At 40.3% G+C, this 18,740-nt stretch carries 16 protein-coding genes and 1 tRNA gene; 8 read left to right on the forward strand and 9 right to left on the reverse strand.

What is annotated here, in order from left to right; genetic code table 11:
• Nucleotides 1-194: 194 nt before the first annotated feature.
• Together E4S40_RS16365 and E4S40_RS16370 are read right to left on the reverse strand one after the other, a co-directional pair.
• Nucleotides 195-3,032, reverse strand: coding sequence for a PD-(D/E)XK nuclease family protein (locus tag E4S40_RS16365; RefSeq protein WP_135076769.1), 2,838 nt, complete (start codon nucleotides 3,030-3,032; stop codon nucleotides 195-197).
• Nucleotides 3,029-6,283, reverse strand: coding sequence for a UvrD-helicase domain-containing protein (locus E4S40_RS16370; RefSeq protein WP_135076772.1), 3,255 nt, complete (start codon nucleotides 6,281-6,283; stop codon nucleotides 3,029-3,031). The genes E4S40_RS16365 and E4S40_RS16370 overlap by 4 nt, the downstream gene beginning before the upstream one ends.
• Before the next feature lie 164 nt (nucleotides 6,284-6,447).
• On the opposite strand from E4S40_RS16370, the gene E4S40_RS16375 reads away from it, so the two are divergent.
• The 6 genes from E4S40_RS16375 to E4S40_RS16400 all read left to right on the forward strand — a co-directional run bounded on the left by E4S40_RS16375 (nucleotide 6,448) and on the right by E4S40_RS16400 (nucleotide 12,179).
• Nucleotides 6,448-8,607 (forward strand): alpha-glucuronidase family glycosyl hydrolase, encoded by a 2,160-nt coding sequence (locus E4S40_RS16375; RefSeq protein WP_135076775.1) that lies wholly within the window; start codon nucleotides 6,448-6,450, stop codon nucleotides 8,605-8,607.
• 14 nt (nucleotides 8,608-8,621) lie between these two features.
• The gene (locus E4S40_RS16380; RefSeq protein ID WP_135076778.1) at nucleotides 8,622-9,110 is read left to right on the forward strand and encodes a VOC family protein; all 489 of its coding nucleotides are present in this window, start codon (nucleotides 8,622-8,624) and stop codon (nucleotides 9,108-9,110) included.
• Complete coding sequence (locus tag E4S40_RS16385; RefSeq protein ID WP_135076781.1) at nucleotides 9,111-9,641, forward strand: GNAT family N-acetyltransferase; 531 nt, start codon at nucleotides 9,111-9,113, stop codon at nucleotides 9,639-9,641.
• 68 nt (nucleotides 9,642-9,709) lie between these two features.
• A complete protein-coding gene (locus tag E4S40_RS16390; protein ID WP_135076784.1) occupies nucleotides 9,710-10,519 on the forward strand; it encodes a creatininase family protein in 810 nt (269 codons plus the stop codon).
• Between the two features lie 107 nt (nucleotides 10,520-10,626).
• Nucleotides 10,627-11,187, forward strand: coding sequence for a pentapeptide repeat-containing protein (locus E4S40_RS16395; RefSeq protein WP_135076787.1), 561 nt, complete (start codon nucleotides 10,627-10,629; stop codon nucleotides 11,185-11,187).
• 74 nt (nucleotides 11,188-11,261) lie between these two features.
• Nucleotides 11,262-12,179 carry an NAD-dependent epimerase/dehydratase family protein gene (locus E4S40_RS16400; protein ID WP_135076790.1) on the forward strand — a complete coding sequence of 306 codons (918 nt, stop codon included), beginning with the start codon at nucleotides 11,262-11,264 and terminating at the stop codon, nucleotides 12,177-12,179.
• Between the two features lie 15 nt (nucleotides 12,180-12,194).
• Here the strand turns inward: E4S40_RS16400 and E4S40_RS16405 are convergent, their stop codons facing one another.
• A complete protein-coding gene (locus E4S40_RS16405; RefSeq protein ID WP_135076793.1) occupies nucleotides 12,195-12,785 on the reverse strand; it encodes a uracil-DNA glycosylase family protein in 591 nt (196 codons plus the stop codon).
• A 206-nt stretch (nucleotides 12,786-12,991) separates the two neighbouring features.
• On the opposite strand from E4S40_RS16405, the gene E4S40_RS16410 reads away from it, so the two are divergent.
• Nucleotides 12,992-13,588 carry a DUF4136 domain-containing protein gene (locus E4S40_RS16410; protein ID WP_135076796.1) on the forward strand — a complete coding sequence of 199 codons (597 nt, stop codon included), beginning with the start codon at nucleotides 12,992-12,994 and terminating at the stop codon, nucleotides 13,586-13,588.
• 58 nt (nucleotides 13,589-13,646) lie between these two features.
• Here E4S40_RS16410 and E4S40_RS16415 read toward each other — a convergent pair whose 3' ends face one another.
• On the reverse strand, nucleotides 13,647-14,339 hold the full coding sequence (locus tag E4S40_RS16415; RefSeq protein WP_161971820.1) for a head GIN domain-containing protein: 693 nt from the start codon (nucleotides 14,337-14,339) through the stop codon (nucleotides 13,647-13,649).
• A gap of 338 nt (nucleotides 14,340-14,677) precedes the next feature.
• Here E4S40_RS16415 and E4S40_RS16420 point away from each other — a divergent pair, with 338 nt between their 5' ends.
• A complete protein-coding gene (locus E4S40_RS16420; RefSeq protein ID WP_135076802.1) occupies nucleotides 14,678-15,208 on the forward strand; it encodes a hypothetical protein in 531 nt (176 codons plus the stop codon).
• On the opposite strand, the gene E4S40_RS16425 is transcribed toward E4S40_RS16420, so the two are convergent.
• From E4S40_RS16425 to E4S40_RS17120, 5 genes are all read right to left on the reverse strand, one after another.
• The gene (locus tag E4S40_RS16425; protein WP_135076805.1) at nucleotides 15,205-15,765 is read right to left on the reverse strand and encodes a 1-acyl-sn-glycerol-3-phosphate acyltransferase; all 561 of its coding nucleotides are present in this window, start codon (nucleotides 15,763-15,765) and stop codon (nucleotides 15,205-15,207) included. The genes E4S40_RS16420 and E4S40_RS16425 overlap by 4 nt on opposite strands.
• Nucleotides 15,766-15,769: 4 nt before the next feature.
• A complete protein-coding gene (locus E4S40_RS16430) occupies nucleotides 15,770-16,564 on the reverse strand; it encodes a patatin-like phospholipase family protein (RefSeq protein WP_135076808.1) in 795 nt (264 codons plus the stop codon).
• Nucleotides 16,554-17,393: an MBL fold metallo-hydrolase gene (locus tag E4S40_RS16435; RefSeq protein WP_135076811.1), complete on the reverse strand. Its 840-nt coding sequence runs from the start codon at nucleotides 17,391-17,393 to the stop codon at nucleotides 16,554-16,556. Before E4S40_RS16435 ends, E4S40_RS16430 begins: the two co-directional genes overlap by 11 nt.
• Nucleotides 17,394-17,489: 96 nt before the next feature.
• Nucleotides 17,490-18,437 (reverse strand): acetyl-CoA carboxylase carboxyltransferase subunit alpha, encoded by a 948-nt coding sequence (locus E4S40_RS16440; protein ID WP_135076814.1) that lies wholly within the window; start codon nucleotides 18,435-18,437, stop codon nucleotides 17,490-17,492.
• 174 nt (nucleotides 18,438-18,611) lie between these two features.
• Nucleotides 18,612-18,669: transfer RNA gene (locus tag E4S40_RS17120), tRNA-OTHER, on the reverse strand.
• Nucleotides 18,670-18,740 lie beyond the last annotated feature (71 nt).

Consider the following 18,740-nt stretch of genomic DNA (forward strand, 5'->3'; position numbering starts at 1 on the left):
GTAGTGGCCAAAATCGGATGAATAACCACTTGGATATTGGAAATGGTTTGATTTGAATAAGAATGATGAATTCACAATCACTTTAAGTCCAGAAATGCACGAATTGTACTTTACACGCAGGAAACCCGAAGAGGAAAAAATTATTTCGTATCACAACTGGGGCACATCCTCATTTTAGTTGTAAGCCAATTCCCTCACCTCCCACAAATCTCCTTATAAGCACAGTACTTACATTTGTCTTCATCTTCAGTTTGTGAAAATGGAATATCTGGATTTAGGATTTCACCAAGCATACCCGTTAACCCTGATACAAACTCCTCTTCCACTTCTTTATAATCATGGATTTCTTTTCCATCCATCTGAAGGAAAGGATTGAACTTTGGATTATAGATTTCCCGAATATTGAAAATTCCCGGCTTCAATGGTTTTTGATTTTCAGGATGCTCGAATTGATAGAAATAGGCGTACAATAAAGTCTGCATGGCTGCCTTATTTCGCTTTTTCTCATCTCTATCAAATAAGGAGGCAATTGATAAAACCTTCTTGTCGTCTTTTCCAGTTTTATAATCAATTAACCGAACTACCCCATCTTTGAAATCAACTCGGTCTATCACTCCCTGAAGTGCAAAATTCACAATCCCATCTTTAGTTTCTACAGGAATACTTGCTGGCACATTCTTTTCCACTCCCAAAATCGTGAACTCACCATTTTCCTGATCGTATTTGAGAATTGCTTCTAGGTACTTGATAAAAATCTCTCGAGCTATCTCTAGTTGCCCTGAATACTCCATGGGCTTCCCATCCTCTACTTTATAAAAATTCCGAATAGCCTGATCAACTGCCTTGGAAACCTGAGGAAGCAATCGATTGATTTCATGGGGATCAATTTTTCTGGGAGATTTGGATTCATCCAAACCATAAATTGTCTCTACTGCACTGTGCAAAATCGTCCCAAATGTTGAAGGATCAATCTCAGTAACAACCTCTTCTCGCTCTTTTAAGCCTGCCCCATAGCGGAAGTAAAATTTCAACCGACAATCCAAATACATGTTCAAAGCAGAAGCCGAAAGTGGCCGATTCTTGTCATCCGGATGATCTTTGGCCAAAAAAGCCTTCATGTCATTTAATACTTCGGGGGTCTTCTGCACCTCAATTTTCTTAGGTGGGGTCAAGCCCACCGGAACCATTGCAATCTCAGGTCCGGCAACTCCCATTTCAGCTTGCATTTGTTGGAGAAAACGGCTCATTTCGCCGGCTTTTCCTTGGTCCGCTGCGGTAGTATAAATAAAATGAACCTCCTCTGCCCTATGCAAAAGCCTGTAAAAAGTATAGGCATAAATAGCGTCATTCTGCTCCTGAACTGGAAGCCCAAAAGCTCGTCGTAGATTAAAAGGAATCATGGAATTGATCCCGCCTCCTGGAGGGAAGCTCCCTTCATTCAGATCGCATATAATTACCCTTCGGAAGTCCAAGTTTCTGGATTCCAACACCCCCATCATCTGTAATCCCTGCAATGGCTCCCCTTCAAATGGGAGCTTGAGTTCTCTGAAAATCTGCCGAAACAGTTTCAGCACAAAATCAATCTTCAAAGGTTTTGATTGATTTCCCTGAAAAATCTCCTTAATTCGATTAAGCTGCTTGAAAGCCTGGAATAAATAAGATCGTTGCACCTCATCATCCTGAAGCTCCATGGCCAAGTGCTCCATCAAATTTCCCAAATAGTCAAAGATTTCTGATGGATCAACTTGTTGGAAAACCAATTGTGACAATTTGGATTGCCCTATCAAAAGGTTCTCAGGTATCTCTAAAAGGTTTTCTCCTTTGATTTTCTCCAGTAAAGCTTGAAAATGATCTGGATCTTCTTTCAATAAATAAGGAAATGAAAGCAAATCCGTAACCGGTTTATGGTAAAAAGTTGCCACTCCTTCCCGAATCTTGACATAGCGTTGCAAGTCCAAAACCGCATCTAAAAAAGCATAAACTGGAGCATTTCGCACAGGATAACCCATGGTAACATTCAGCTTGTCGATCTGAAGGGGCAAAGTGTGAAGAACCGGAAAGAGCATCTGCTCATCCGGTAAAATAATCACCGTTTCTTCCAAGGCCTCCCCTGTCGGAATTTCTTCCAAAAGCTTCCCAACTAAATTCGCCTGATTGGTTTTCAAAGGGATGGAGTGAACATGAATGCTGTCTTTTTTAAGCCGAATTCGATCTGGGATTTCTTCCGGAAATGTCTTTCCAAAAATGGAGTCTTTCTGATAATCCCTAAAAAACAATCCGGCTTCCTGAAGTGGATCCTTCAAATAATATTGATCCAAATCCCAAAATATTTCTGCTCCAAATTCTTTGACGTAATGACCGATCAGCCTTTCTTCAGCGAGCGTAAATGCATTAAAACCAATGAATATATAATGCTTTTTAGGCTTCTCGATTGCTTCTAAATTTTCTACAACCTGTCGATATAATTGGCCTGAATAGGCTAAACCAGCAGTTTTCAATCTATGTTGGAAGTCCTCATACAAGCGACCCAAAATCTGCCAGAATCTTAAAAACTTTTGTTTCTCCTGATCATTTTGCCTTTCAAAAGCCAACCAAAACTGTGAAATCAAATCACGCTGCTCCTCTGTTAAGAAGCTTAAATCGGATTCAAACTCTTTGATTTCGGCTAAATTCTGATACAATACTTTCGCCGGAGCCATAAACTGGTCCAGGTCATTGAAATCTTTGAGAATCAACTCTCCCCAAAAATAAAATCGATCAAAATCCTCCGGTTCCTCCTGAATCTGCATATACAATTCATACAACTCAAAAATCAAGGTCAAATCATCCGCAGGAGTATTTCCGGCCAAGCCATAGAAAACCTGTTCAATCGTTTTGACTTCCGGCATCCAAACTGGATGATCGATCAATTCTCCCAGATACTTGGTGAAAAACAATCCCGCTCTTCGGTTTGGCAATACCACTACCAACTCCTCTAATTTTTGAGAAGAGTCCAGAAGTTTCTGAGCAGTTTCTTTCAAAAATGGAATCATACTTCAATAATTTCTGTGGGTTCCAAATAGCACAAAAAGCCTTTCACCGGTTTTTGACTCAACTGATTAACTAATCCCATATATTCTTTGACTTGCTGATGATGAGAGGCATATTTCTCACCGGTTTTAAAATCCACCACCAGAACTTCCTTTTCACCGATCAAGACTCGATCCGGTCTCCTTTGATTGCCTCCAGGCAATAAAATACCTTGTTCTGCCATCGTGAGATATTCCCCGCCGAACCAACTTTGAAACTGAGGTATTTCGAATAATTTTTTCAATTGATCGCCAACTTCTTGGGCGGTATCATGGTTAATTCTCCCCTCAAAAGTGTATTGTTGAAGAAGTAACTCGGCATCTTGTTGGGTTTGGGAAGCAGCCAAAAGTTCATGAACGATTACGCCTAATTTTCTTTGTGCGCGAGCTTGTAGCCCATCTCCCGAAAAATCCCATGCAATGGTTTTGGTTTTGAGTTTGCTTCTCCAATCCTGAGTTTCCCATCTCAGTGGCTTTGGCACAAAAGTATGCTGCTCCTTTCCAAGCTTTGAAGAAATCCATTCTCCTGCTTCAAATACCAAGTTTTCTGCATCCCAATTTTGATTTAAAGTGAATTCAGGAATTTCGAACCCAGCCGAAAATAGGGTGTAAAGTATATTTCCTGTAGACTTTTGGCTGACACCAGATGTTTTGCTATTTGTAAAATTAGCATATCCCCAAATAACTTCTTCAGCCCTCGTAAAAGCCACATAGAGCATATTCAGAGAATCCAAATAGGCCAGTCTGACCTCATCTTCATAGGCTTTGGAAAAATGAGACCCCTTTAAAGTGCTTCCATGAGTTAAAGGGACGATAGTTTCACTCGCGTCAAACTTAAAAGGAGACCAGATAATGGGAGCTTGAAGTCCAGAGGAAACGATACCCCAATCCAAAAAAGGCATAATTACCACCTTGTATTGAAGTCCTTTGGATTTATGAATCGTCAAAATCCGCATGGCATCATGATCTTCTGGAATCTTGACTGTTCGCTTTTTACTGTTTAATTCCCACCAATCAAGAAATCCAACCAAGTCCGCTCGGTTCTTTTTCACAAAATCAAAAACCGCCTCTTTGAAACCTGATATATAAGCTAGATCGGCTTGAATCTCCATTAAGCCCAAAAACTCAATACTTTCCTCCATCAATTCCAATAAAGGTAACTGGAGAAATTCATTCAGCTTGGATAGAAGTTCTTCATCCTTGGATTTGAGCTCAGGCACTTGCTTGAACTTATGAAAAAGCTCATGAGAAAATGGAATGTCGTGCAGCAAAGCATAATAATACCAAGCTGTTTTCAGCGCCACCCGATCAGCTGGATTACTCAGATATTTCCAAAGTGCCAACAAGCATTTTACCGCAGCGGATTTATCCAAAAAGAGGGATTCCTCGGAAAGTACATCAAAGCGATAACCGGAATCTGGATTATCCCTATCATAGGCCATTAAATGGTCTGCTATCTCAACACCTTGGGAATTTTTTCGAACCAGAAAAGCGATATCTTTCAATTGATAGCCCTTTTCCTGCAAATCCATTACTACCTGAGGGAGTTTGTCCAAAACACCTTCTTCATCCTCTTCTTCCTCATTGTCGGATTGATAGCTTGATCTCGCTGGTTTTTCTGTGAATTCAATCCGAATTTTCCCTTGAAAATCCATTTGCAATTTCTTCTCTGGAATTTCTTGCTTAGCCTCCTTAAAGGCATCGGAAAGCAGGGATTTCGAATCAATGCCAAATTCTCTTTCCATCCCATCCTCCATCAATGCAGGAAGAGCCCCAAAAACAGAATTGTTAAACCGAATGATACCGGGAAGACTTCGGAAATTGGTAGCCAGGTTCATTACTTCGATATAGGAACTAGGGATTTGATTTTGCACCTCTTTAAGCAACAACTCCAACTTCCCTCCTCGCCAGCGATATATGGACTGCTTTACATCGCCAACCAGCAAGTTGGTATTCCCTGAAGCCAAAGAGTTTTCGAGTAATGGCTTGAAACTTGTCCATTGGAATTCAGAAGTATCCTGAAACTCGTCAATCAGGAAGTTTCTGTACTGATTCCCGATTTTTTCATAGATAAATGGCGCATCATTATCCTTGGTGATTTCCTGTAAAAAGTCATTCACATCAGAAATCAAGAGAATACCTTCTTCATCTTTAAGCTCTCGAAGCTCAAGAATCAAGTCCTTAAAAACACCAAAGGCATTTAGATTTTTGCGAACAACCTCCAGCGTATTCCAATGCTTTAACTTTTCGGGTAATTTTATAAGAAGGTCTCTTAATCCCGCATCAGCAGCTCCACAAATTGAGGAAGCTTTAGGATTGTTTTTACCCGAATACCAAGTTTCAACCCCATGAATTTTATCCCATTGCTTTTCTGTAGGTTGTGTAAATGGTTCACCTTCTTTTCCAAGCTTGGAAAGACGAATCACAAAATTATTAGAACCTCCACCCCCAGAAAAATCCGTCCACTCCAATCCATTCTCCAGTCGGATTTCTTCAGCTTTTAGCCGCATAGATTCTGCCTCAGCTTTTAATTTGGACTGTTCTTGATAGATGTGTTTTCGGAATTCACCAAAAAATCCTTCCCTAGCTACGCTTTGCTGGAACAGCTGTCTATAGGCTTTGAAGCCTTCCTTAAAAATTTCACTTCCTAGACTTTTGATTCCAGTCCTGACATCCCATGATTTTTCATTTTCAATCTGTTCTTTGGCGTATTCCACCAACCAGCTTCTCAGGTTTTTGTCCTGATTTACTTTCTCAACAATCCGATCAACCAATCTTTCCAAAACTGCATCGACATCCAGTTCTAGATCAAACTTGGCCTGTAAGTCCATTTCTCTGGCAAAAGAGCGAATCACTCTCTGGAAAAATGAATCAATCGTACTCACGGCGAAATATCCATAGCCATGCAAAATGTGAAGTAGTGTTTCCCTCGCTCTAGCTTGAAGTTCTGCTGGCTTTAAACCCAGAGAACCCATCAGAGCTTTTTCTAAATCACCTGTTGGATTTACTTCATGACTCAATTGATTCAGAACTTTCAAAATCCGCTCCTTCATCTCCTGAGTGGCCTTGTTGGTGAAGGTGACCGCCAAAATCTGTTTAAAAGCTACTTTGGGCTCCTGAAGGGCTAGCTTTAAATACTCAAGAGTCAAGGTGTAAGTCTTGCCGGAACCCGCTGAGGATTTGTATATGATAAATGGTTTGTTAGAGGTATCCATACTTTAAAAATCGGACTTCTAAGATAGAAAAGTCAAAAACTAATTCTCCTATTGATGACAGCAAATGTCACAGAAAGCTATCTAAAAAACCCAAGCCGTTCCTCCAAAAACCCATAGCAAATCCTGCCAATTTTTTGCATTTTCCAAACCGAAACAATAAACCTATGAAAAACCGAATTGTACTAATCGTTTTATTCTGCCTTCTTATAAGTCCCAGTTTTGCCAAAGATGGATACAAACTTTGGCTGGACTATCAAAGTATTGAAAACCCCAACTTAGCAGAAGAAGCCGAAAAGCTCTTTGAAGGGATTTATTTTTTTGGAAAAAACTCTACCTATGAGGTGATTCAAAAGGAGCTGGAGTTAGCCTCTAAAGGTTTTTTAAATCAAAACCCTGAATTCAAAAAGCTAAATCAAAACGCTCGATTATGGATTGGAACCCGCTCCGAACTTTCTCAATATTTAGGTCTTGATCATCAGGCGAAGATCAAAGCCTTGGGAGAAGAAGGTTATTGGAGAGGTCCTCTTAATCAAGAAGGAGAATCACTTTATGCAATCATTGGAAATACTCCAAAAGGTGTTTTGTATGGGGTATTTGATTTCCTGAGAAGTATTCAAACAGGAACCTTTGACTCTAATTCAGAAAAGTCTGACAGCCCAAAAATCAAACTTCGGATGTTGAATCATTGGGATAATTTGGACAGAACAGTAGAGAGAGGCTATGCCGGATTTTCAATTTGGGACTGGCATCGCTTACCAGGCTATATTGATCCTCGCTATATTGACTATGCAAGAGCAAATGCAAGTCTGGGGATAAATGCAGTTTCCTTGACCAATGTCAATGCGAATGCTTGGGTATTGAGAGAAGATTTTATAGAAAAAGTCAAGGTATTGGCTGATTTGTTTCGTCCCTATGGCATTCAAGTTTTTCTTACGGCAAGATTTTCAGCCCCTATGGAAATGGGGAATTTGGAAACAGCCGATCCGCTTGATACAGAAGTCAAAAAATTCTGGAAAGAACGGGTAGACCTGATCTACAAAGAAATCCCAGACTTTGGTGGTTTTTTGGTTAAGGCTAATTCGGAAGGTCAGCCTGGCCCTCATGAATACGGCAGAAACCATGCAGAGGGAGCCAATATGCTGGCAGAGGCACTAGCACCTCATGGAGGAATTGTGATTTGGAGAGCTTTCGTTTATTCTCATGAAATCGACGAAGACCGGCATAAGCAGGCCAATTTAGAATTCGAACCCTTGGATGGGAAATTCATGGATAATGTCATCATCCAAGTGAAAAATGGAGCTATTGATTTTCAGCCTAGAGAACCTTTCCATCCTTTATTCGGAGCAGTAGAAGAGACCAATCTAGGGATGGAATTTCAAATTACTCAAGAATACTTAGGACAGGCTACCCAACTGGTTTATTTGAGCCCAATGTGGGAGGAAATTTTGCAAAGCAAAACTTATAGGCCTTCTCCCAATTCCACGGTTGCAGAAATCATTGACGGTTCTGCCACCGATAAGGAACTCACCTTGATGGCGGGCGTCTCCAATATCGGTACAGACAGAAATTGGACAGGGCATTTGTTTGGTCAAGCCAACTGGTATGCCTTTGGAAAATTGGCCTGGGATCCTTATCAAAATTCCGCTGAAATAGCCGAAGAATGGATCAATTTAACCTTTGGTCAGAATCCAGAAACACAAAGAAAAATCTCCACCATCATGCTTCAATCCCATGAAGCCGCTGTCAATTACATGACTCCATTGGGGCTGCATCATTTGATGGGAAGAAGTCATCACTATGGTCCAGGTCCCTGGGTGGAAGGAGGAAGAGCAGACTGGACTTCGGTGTACTATCACAGGGCAGATTCGGAAGGTATCGGTTTTGACCGAACAGAATCCGGCAGCAATGCATTGGGTCAATATGCTTCAGAAATTGCATACAATTGGTCTGATCCAAACCAGATCCCTGAAAAGTTTTTGCTATGGTTTCATCATTTGCCTTGGGATTTTAAACTTAGATCAGGAAGAACCTTATGGGATGAAATAGGGCTGCATTACGATTTGGGAGTCAAAACTGCCCGAGAAATGAAGCAACAATGGGATTCTTTACATGGACTAGTAGATGAAGAGCAGTTCTCTCATACCTCTCAACTACTGGCAATTCAAGTCCAGGAAGCGGAATGGTGGAGAAATGCCTGCCTGCTCTATTTCCAGACCTTTTCCAATCGGCCTTTCCCAGACGACATTGAAAAGCCTACTGGAGACTTGGAATATTATAAGAGCCTAAGATTTCCTTTTGCTCCGGGAATCAAACCAAACTGGTAAGTCTTTCTAAGCCCATGAAAAATTATCAAATACCTTCGGCTACACGAATTGGACATGTCCATTTAAAAGTCAGTGACCTTGAAAAAAGTCTGGATTTTTATTGTGGGCTGTTGGGCTTTGAATTGACTATGCAATACGGCCGAGATGCGGCATTTATTTCAGCTGGAGGATACCATCATCATATTGGGCTAAACACCTGGCAGAGTAAAGGAAGTCATCCGGCTCCTAAACATTATCCAGGACTATTTCATACTGCTATTCTTTTGCCACGTCGGAAAGATTTGGCAATCCTTACCAAACGGATTTTGGAAAATGGATATCCTTTGACAGGAGCGGCTGACCATGGCGTATCAGAAGCAATTTATCTGGATGATCCAGACCAAAACGGAGTGGAGTTGTATTGGGATAGACCCAAGGATTTATGGCCAAAAGATCAAGATGGAAACCTTGATATGTATACCAGAAGATTGGATATGAAATCACTTTTTTCTGAATTGGACTAGATGAAAAAATACATTTTTACCAGTGCAAGATTAGGCTTTAGGACTTGGGAAGATGCTGATTTGGATACATTTTCAACTATGAATGCAAACCCAGAGATCATGCATTTTTTTGAAAAATTGCTGACCAGAGAAGAAAGCAAGGCCAAAATGGACCAAATGAATCAACTATTTGAAAAGGTAGGTTTTTGCTATTTTGCTGTCGATTATTTGCCGTCAGATGAATTTGCTGGAACACTCGGTTTAAACAGAAAAGACTTCCCTGCCAGCTTTACTCCCTGTGTGGATATAGGCTGGAAATTTGACAAAAAATTCTGGAATCAAGGGCTTGCTTCTGAAGGTGCCGCTGCCTGCTTAGAGTACGCCAAAAAGATCGGTCTAAAGGAAATTTACTCCTATGCTTCTTCAGCGAATAAGGCTTCAAGACGAGTGATGGAAAAAATAGGAATGCATTTTCTTGAAGAATTCGAACATCAGGAATTACTTCATTGCCCGCAACTACAACCATTCAGCGTCTACCAAATTCGATTATGAGTTACATCGAATTTTTGTTCCTGAAGAAAATATCGGAATTTGAATATGATTTATAAAAACCAATCCCCATGAAAGCAATAGCCTTATTCCTCTCCTCCTTTTTGATCCTTTCACTAACCTATGCACAAAGCCCAAGCACTAGGGAAATGGATCGGATCAATTGGATGGAATTTGCTGAATTTGTTCCAGAGAAAATCCAAACGGTTCTTTTACCTACCGGAACTTTGGAACCCCATGGTGTAATTAACAATGGAGCAGATAATACAGCTCCTTTCGCAATGGCAAAGGACATCGCCGATGATTTGAACGCCATGATTGCTCCCACTCTAAACTATGGTATCACAGGTTCCATGGCTAATTACCCGGGCGCTTTTCAAATAACGGAAGAGGCTTATGGGCCATTTATTCGGGATATTTTAAAAGGCCTTGCTCGAAATGGATTTAAAAATATCATCATCCTCAATGGGCATGGAGGAGGTCAAACCGCTGTTCTACAAAAGATTGCAGGAGAAGTAGCCAATGAATTGGGAGTCAGAACTTTAGTTATTAACTGGTGGAGCTATGCTTCGGATGTAACCTTGGAAGTATTTAAAGAGGATGGAGGACATGCAGGCTTGAATGAAACCGCTTATATCCAAGCCATAGATCCGACTTTGGTACACAAAGAACGCTACAATCCCAATCAAGCTACGGCATACCCCAAGCAAGGTACTTGGTCTGCAGTTCCATTTCCTTCTTCCATTGGTTTGTACCAGGAAGAGCAAGGCTATCCAAACTTTGATGAAGAACAGGCAAAAGAGTACTTTGAAAAAGTCAATGCGAAAGTCCTAAAACTGATTCAAGATACCATCGCAAAATGGGACTTGGCGGGACTGTAATATCCGTTATTCATCATTCGATGTTCGTTATTCGATATTTTTTAGCAATGATGAATATCGAAAGCTGAACATCGAATATTGAAGTGCCAGAAAAACCAATTAAAAATATGCCCTACTTCTCTGACCAAACATTTCAGAACAAAAGCACTTCCGATTTTCAGGTTGGGGAGTATGATTCCTGCACATTTGTTGGTTGCAATTTCTCCAACTTGAATTTTCATGGAGCTAGTTTTGAAGATTGCACTTTCAAAGATTGTGATTTAAGCAATGCCAAAGTTTCTGGAGTTTCCTTTCAACAAGTCAAGTTTGAGCGATGTAAAGTTTTGGGCGTCCACTTCAATTCGGCCAATCCTTTTTTGCTAGAATTCAACTTTCAGAATTGCCAGTTGGACTACTGCAATTTTTTCAACCTCAAGCTTAAAAAATCCCGATTCATCAATAGCCGATTACTCGAGGTAGACTTTACCCAAGCCGAACTTCAAGAGGCAAGTTTTCAAGGTTCGGATCTTAGCGGAACTGTATTTGATAGAAGCAATCTGGAAAAAAGTGACTTCCGGCAAGCCATTCACTTTCGCATCGACCCGGAGATAAACAAGGTAAAGGGAGCAAAATTTGACTTGGAAGGTTTGCCGGGGTTATTGGAAAAGTGGGGAATAAAAGTTCAATAAGCTATGACCAAACTCCATATTCAACCCTTTTCTATCCTCATTTTTTTTAAAATCAACCATTAAAACCTAGGTCTATGAAAAAAGCAGTCATTCTTGGAGCAAATGGAAATATTGCTCGAATTGTTTCCAAGGAATTAAACCAAAAAGGATGGGTAATTTTTCAATTCAGCAGAAATCCCCAAAAAGTCAATGAAAATGATCAATTGATCCAAGGAGATTTGTTGGATGCTGAGGCTGTTGAGAAAGCTTGTGACGGAGCTGATTTGGTGTTTTTATTAGCAGGTATTACCTACAATACCAAAATCTGGCAGAGAGATTGGCCAAAAATTATGCGAAACACACTCGATGCTTGCATCACGCATCAAAGCAAATTGATCTTTTTTGACAATATGTATGCCTGTGACCCTGCAGCTGTGGGACATTTGACAGAAGAAACGCCACTCAACCCAACGAGCAAAAAAGGACAAGTCCGAATGGAAATTTTACAAATGCTTTGGCGTGAAGTGGCTGAAGAAAATATCACAGCAATGGTAACGCGGTCAGCGGATTTTTATGGACCTAATGCCAGCAATAGTTTCCTCAATGAGTTAGTCATCGAAAAAATGAAAGCCGGTAAATCTCCTCAATGGCTCTATAATGGCAAAAAGCGCCATTCTTTTACCTATATCCCAGATGCTGGGCGGGCTACTGCTTTTCTTGCTTTGAAAGAAGACACCTGGAATCAAACCTGGAATTTACCCACAGACTCCTCCTACCCAAGTGGAGAGGATGTTGTCAAAATTTTAAATGGACTCCTTTCAACCAACTTGAAGCTGCAAGTTTTACCAGCCTGGGCTATTTGGATTTTGGGTTGGTTTATTTCACCACTTAAAGAGGTAAAAGAATTGCATTATCAATTGGATCAAGATTATTGCTTGGACAGCAGCAAATTCGAGAAGACTTTTGGATGGAAGCCTACCCCTATCAAAGAAGGACTAAAAAACTGTCTTTAAATCAATCCACCACTTTCAGGTTGATTTCTTGATAATTTCCTCCACTTTAATTTTCAAAATAGGCAATACTTCATCCTCAAACCACGGATTTGTTTTCATCCAACGCCTGTTGCGAGGAGAAGGATGAACCAAGGGAAAAAATTCAGGAAGATATTCTTGGTAGTTTTTGACAGTTTCCCGAAGGGATTTCTTCTTTTCTTTTCCTAGATAATAATTCTGAGCATAGGCCCCTATCAATAAAACCAACTCAATTTCGGGCATCCATTTTTTTAGTAAATCGTGCCATTGTGGCGCACATTCGGGGCGAGGAGGTAAATCTCCTCCCTTTCCCTTACCGGGATAGCAAAAACCCATCGGCATTATCCCAAAAATAGACGCATCATAAAATGTCTCCCGATCAATATCGAGCCAACGTCTAAGTTCATCACCAGAAGGATCATTCCAAGGAATTCCAGTAGCATGAACCTTTGTACCGGGAGCTTGACCCACGATCAAAATCTTACTACTTGGATGAATGGAAAAAACCGGCCTTGGTCCTAAAGGAAGATATTGCTCGCAAAGCCGGCAATTCTTCACTTCCTCTAGCTGCCTTTCAAAATGTTTCATTCGAAATTATGGTGATTTGAATTATGCCCTTTTTCGATTAACTCAAAATGTTCAATCATTAATTCAAAAATGAAGAAGAATTAATGGAGTATTCAAAATTTTGAAAATGATTTCCTAAATTTTAGGTAGCTGAAGTTCAGAAGTTTAAACCATCACTTTCAGAAAGGGTTACAGAAAATATCACATATCCAAAATTGAATAAAGCCATGCGAAAACTTACACTGCTGTCTTTCTTCACCTTATTGGCGTTTACGTCTTGTTTTACCCAAAAGGATTACGTCACCGAATACGATTACAACTACCAAGGGAATTTTAAACGATATAAAACATTTGCCTTTGTAGAACCGACGGAACAAGACACCATGCTAATTTCTCCCGTATTAAATGCTACCATAGGGGCACGTTTGGGTTCACAAGGTTTTCGTGAAAAAGAAGAAAAACCGGATATGTTGGTGAGTTATAAGCTTTTTATGGATTCCGTTAGATATCGGGGATATGTTCAGCCAGAATTTGATTACTGGTTGAAGCGTCAGGGTGCTGGAGTAGTTGAAGAGGAAGAGGAAAACAAATACACAAAGGAGGAAGAACGGGAAAAAGGCGAAACCTACAATCAAGTGAAATACAAGGAAAATAACGGGATGCTTGTCATCTATGTGATTGATTCCAAGCGAGGAAATACTATTTGGCAGGGATATACAGCTGCCAATTTTGATTATGGTTCTCCGGATTTTCAATCGGAAATTACCCGAGCAGCCTACCGTGTGATGAATGAATTCAAAGTCCTAAATCGCTACCTGGAATAGTATAAAAAAACCGATCAACTAGAAGTTGACCGGTTTTTCATCATGGTGCTGGTTTAGTTTATTTTTTTATAACTTTTGCTGATCCGGAGACGCCTATGTTGGTTCGAGGGTTTCCTTTGTAGAAAACGTCACCTGAACCAGAAGCGCCTACTTTTAGCTCATCCAGAGCAGTGATATAGGTTTCACCTGAACCGGATTTTCCTACATCCACTGATCTTGCTTGAAGATCCATACCTTTAAAATCGCCGGAACCCGATTGTCCGATCTTCAATTTGTCGGCTTCTCCTCCTGCAATTTCAATATCAGCAGAGCCACTGATTCCTGCATAGATTTCATTTGCTTTCACTTTTGGCAGAATGATAGATCCTGAGCCAGATACACCCAAACTCAACCGGTCCGTGTCAAAATCATTCTCCACGGTGATAGTTCCAGAACCGGAGCAACCAATGCCCTCCAATTCACGCATGGTCACATAAAACTTTAATTTGACATTTCGGTAATTGCCCTTCTTCAGCCGTAGTTTGAGTTTACCATTATCCACTTCTGTAATAACATTATCTAGGCTCACGTTTGTGGCTTCAATCTCAACCTCATCTCGATTGCCGATCGATATATAAACATCCCAACTTCCACCGGATTCAACTTGCGTAAAGTTTCCGGGGGTTCGGGTTTCTACTTCCTGAGCATTGGCAGATAGGCCTAGAAAAAACAGGAATAAAATCAGGGCAGGAATAATTGTACGTTTCATCATGGGATTGTTTTGCTTAGAGTTGTTCATAGAATGTGCCAAAGGCGAAAAGGGGTTAAAATCAATTCAAAAGGGATTCTATCCATTATTTTCTGTCCGTTTTAAGACGTTTTTGTACAAAATCGGACATTAAATTTTGAGGACAATAAGAAGATGCGGGCTTGCTAGGAAAGGTTGCTTAGCTTTTAAAATTAATTCGACACCAGTCTATGATTGAATTTCTAACCTAGAATTTTCATAAATTCTTTTCATCCATTTAAAATTTTGAAGAGTAATTAAGGAGAAGAGAATGGGCATTTTTTAGAAATACATCGTAACTTATATCATAAACCCAAATGACCATGGAAAAGCCAAACAATCCTCATTTTCAAAATGCCGCCAAAGAACTTGCAGGCCTGATTTATGGTGTCTCTTTGGATGGAGTCATTACCCGAAATGAATATGCTGCCCTCAAAAGCTGGTGTGGCCAATATGAGCATTTATGCAGCTATGAACCTTTCCAACATCTTTTTGCCCGAATAAAACCCATCATAGATTCCGGAAAAATTTCTGGGGAAGAAATTGACGAAATTGATGAATCCATAGATCTTTTTTTAGAAGAGATTGGCAGTAATAATACCAGTCATAATCCCGACCAAATTTTTATCAATGGAATGTTTCAGGGTATTCTTTCCAGCGGAGACATCAATGATCAGGAGGTTTATAAACTCAAATCATTCTTTGAATTGGAAGGAAATGAGAAAATTCGGGAAGAATATTCGGGGCTTTACGAATTGATCAAAAAAGTCTGGTCAGATGGAAAAGTGGATGATGCCGAATTCAGAATTCTGAAAGATTATTTAACCCTTTTAATCAAAAATCACGAGGCTTAAACCACTCCTTTTTCAGGATGCTTTGGTGTAACTGTTCTTCCAAAGGCTTTTAATTCCTCAATTTGCCCATCAATATCCCCATTTGGATAAATCACTGGACCGATTCCCGCTTCTTTCTTTTTGTAATCCAGATAACCTACAACTACAGGTACTTCAGCTCCCAATGCTATATGGTAAAATCCCGTTTTCCATTTTTTTACCGCACTTCGCGTTCCTTCAGGAGTAACCATAATTACTAGCTCATCAGAATCCTTGAGCATGGAAGTCATGGCCTCGGTATAGGTCTGCTTTTTGCCTCCGGGAATTCGTTTTCTATCAATTGCAATTCCTCCCAAACCTTTTAGAAGCCAACCCAAAGGGCCTACCATGATTTCCTTTTTGATGGTGTATTTTACAGGAATATCCATCAGGAAAAACGCCGCTCTGGCATAAAGCAAATCCCAATTGGAAGTGTGGGGAATTGCGATTAATACCGCCTTTTTCACTCCTTTTGGCCAATTTGCATTTAAACTCCAACCGGTTATCCAAAAGACAATTTTGGAAAGAAATTTCATCATAGGATTAAGGGTTTTTCTCTAAATTCTTCAACTCCAAAATTGTAGGATTTTGGTCAATATAGCGCATGGTTTCTTCATACCCAGCTTGAAATAATTCAGATGCTTTTTTTATATCAAAAACCCCATACTTACCCAAACCCGGGGCTTCAATAAAAAAATCACATTGGGACTTTCTACTGTACACGTTATAATTCATCGTCATTATTACGGAGCGCTCAATTAACCTACGCATATTTTTGATATCGCTTTCTTCAGGAAGATGATTGCAATTGACTCCAATTACATAATCACAAGTACCGTCCAATGGCTCTATAGGAAGGTTATTCAAAACCCCACCATCAACCAAGTACTTATTACCAATCACAATGGGTTCAAACATCCCCGGGATACAGCTCGATGCCATGACAGGGCCTATCAATTCACCTTCGGAAAAATACACAGCCTTCCCTTTCTTAATATCGGTTGCCGTTACACTGAGTGGAATTTTCAGCTTGGAAAAATCATTGTGAGGCAAATAGGTTTTGAATAAACCCTCGATGCTGCTCATTTTCAATATTCCTTTCCAGGAAATGGCAGGACGTAGAAATTTAAAGTAATTGGTCTCAACGATTATTTTTAGGATTTCTGATGGAGAATAGCCGTGGCAATACATGGCACCTGCAATAGCTCCGGCAGAGGCCCCACTCACTTGAGTTGGAAATATTCCTGCTTCATTTAAGCCTTGGAGGACTCCTAGATGAGAGATTCCTCTTACTCCTCCTCCTGATAGCGCTATCCCGATTTTTAAGTTAGATTTCATCCAATCGGAAAGTTTGGTCCACCCGAATTCCTTTTTCTGTTCGCTTCAGCGTACAGCATTCATTTATCGGATCATGTTCAAAGAAAAGGATATAGTCATTATCAACAGCTTCTTCTAAGAACCTGGCCTTTTCATCCATGGTCAATAGAGGACGCGTGTCATAGCCCATCACATAAGGAATCGGAATATGAGCCACCGAAGGCAACAAATCTGCAACAAAAACGATGGTTCTGCCTTTGTAGGACAGTTTTGGAAGCATCTGCTTATCGGTGTGACCATCAACTGTAATGAAATCAAAACCTGGGAAAAGCTGCTTTTTCTCCAAATCCAAATATTCCAACTGATTCAATTCCTGCATCGGCAGGATATTCTCCTTCAAAAAGGAAGCTTTTTCTCTCGGGTTTGGCTCGGTTGCCCATTGCCAATGATCTTTATTTGTCCAATAGGTAGCCCGGGGAAACGTCATTTCGTATTGCCCATGAGAACCATATTTCACTCCCCCACCACAATGGTCAAAATGAAGATGGGTCAGGAAGTTGTCAGTAATTTGATGAAAAGCTACGCCAAGTTTTTTAAAAGACTTTTCCAAAGAATCATCTCCATGGAGATAGTAATGAGAAAAGAACTTCGCGTCTTGTTTATCCCCGATCCCATTATCAATTAAAACTACTCTATTTCCATCAACCACCAATAATGAACGCATAGCCCAAGTACATAGATTATTCTCATCGGCGGGATTGGTCCTGGACCAAAGGACTTTGGGAACAACGCCAAACATTGCTCCTCCATCTAGTTTAAAAAAGCCTGTATTGACAGTATATAATTCCATGTTTGATAACTGATTTGTTCTAAAAAACCAAAAGCAACCTTATCCATTGGTAAGATTGCTTCTGGAATTAGAATAAGATGAATTCAATTTTTGATTTTATTCAACTACTACTCCCATGGAGCAGAATTTATCAATTCGCTGTTCGATTCGCTTTTCGGGCTTGATTTTATCCAACTCTTTCAAGGCTGAAAGAATTGTTTCTTTAACCGTGTTAGCCATAGTCTTCAAATCCTTATGAGCTCCTCCAAGAGGTTCAGGGATAATTCCATCGATCAAACCATTGGTTTCCATGTCTTTAGCAGTGAGTTTAAGTGCTTCAGCTGCCTGCTCCTTGTAATCCCAAGATCTCCAAAGAATAGAAGAACAAGACTCAGGAGAAATCACGGAATACCAAGTATTTTCTAGCATATAAACCTTATCTCCGATTGCAATTCCCAATGCACCTCCTGAAGCTCCCTCACCGATAATTATACAGATGACAGGAACCTTCAACATGAACATTTCTTTAAGATTTCGAGCAATAGCTTCTCCCTGACCTCTTTCTTCAGCTTCCAAACCAGGAAAAGCTCCAGGAGTATCGATCAAAGTCACGATAGGTTTACCAAACTTCTCCGCCATTTTCATTAGGCGAAGTGCTTTTCGGTATCCTTCTGGATTGGCCATTCCAAAATTACGCTCTTGACGCTGCTTGGTATTTCGGCCTTTTTGCTGACCAATGAACATCACTGTCCGTCCGTCAATATCTCCAAGACCGCCAACCATGGCTTTATCATCGCGAACACCTCTGTCTCCATGAAGTTCTATGAAGTCATTGGTGATTTCGTAAATATAATCCAAGGCATATGGCCGGTCAGCATGCCGAGACAACTGAACTCGTTGCCAGCGGGTCAAATTTTCGAAGGTTTCCTTTTTCAAATTTTGGATCTTTTCTTCCAAGGACTCAATATCGGAACTTAAATCGATATTTCTGCCCTTGGCGAGGTCCTTCATTTCCTGCAATTTCTGCTCTAAATCAGCAATGGGTTTTTCGAATTCTAATACCATTTTAGTGGTTTTTGAAAGAAACAAAGATAAGGAATCTAGGCTAGAGAAAAACCCATTAGTAAAAATGTGATAAAAAATGAGAGCCCTAAGCTATTTCCAATTTTAAACTAAACACTTTCCAAAAAACAAAAAAGCCTCAGATTTCTCTGAGGATTTCCGGAATCCCGAACCGTCGGGAGGACTCGAACCCGCGACCTTCCCGATGAATCGGGACATTCTAACCAGCTAAACCTCTTGAAAGTAATCCCCTGAAATAAGTATTCTGAAAGCAGGTTTCAAACAATTTGCCTTAAAACAAAAAAG

The organism is Algoriphagus kandeliae (assembly GCF_004571135.1).
Lineage (GTDB): Bacteria > Bacteroidota > Bacteroidia > Cytophagales > Cyclobacteriaceae > Algoriphagus > Algoriphagus kandeliae.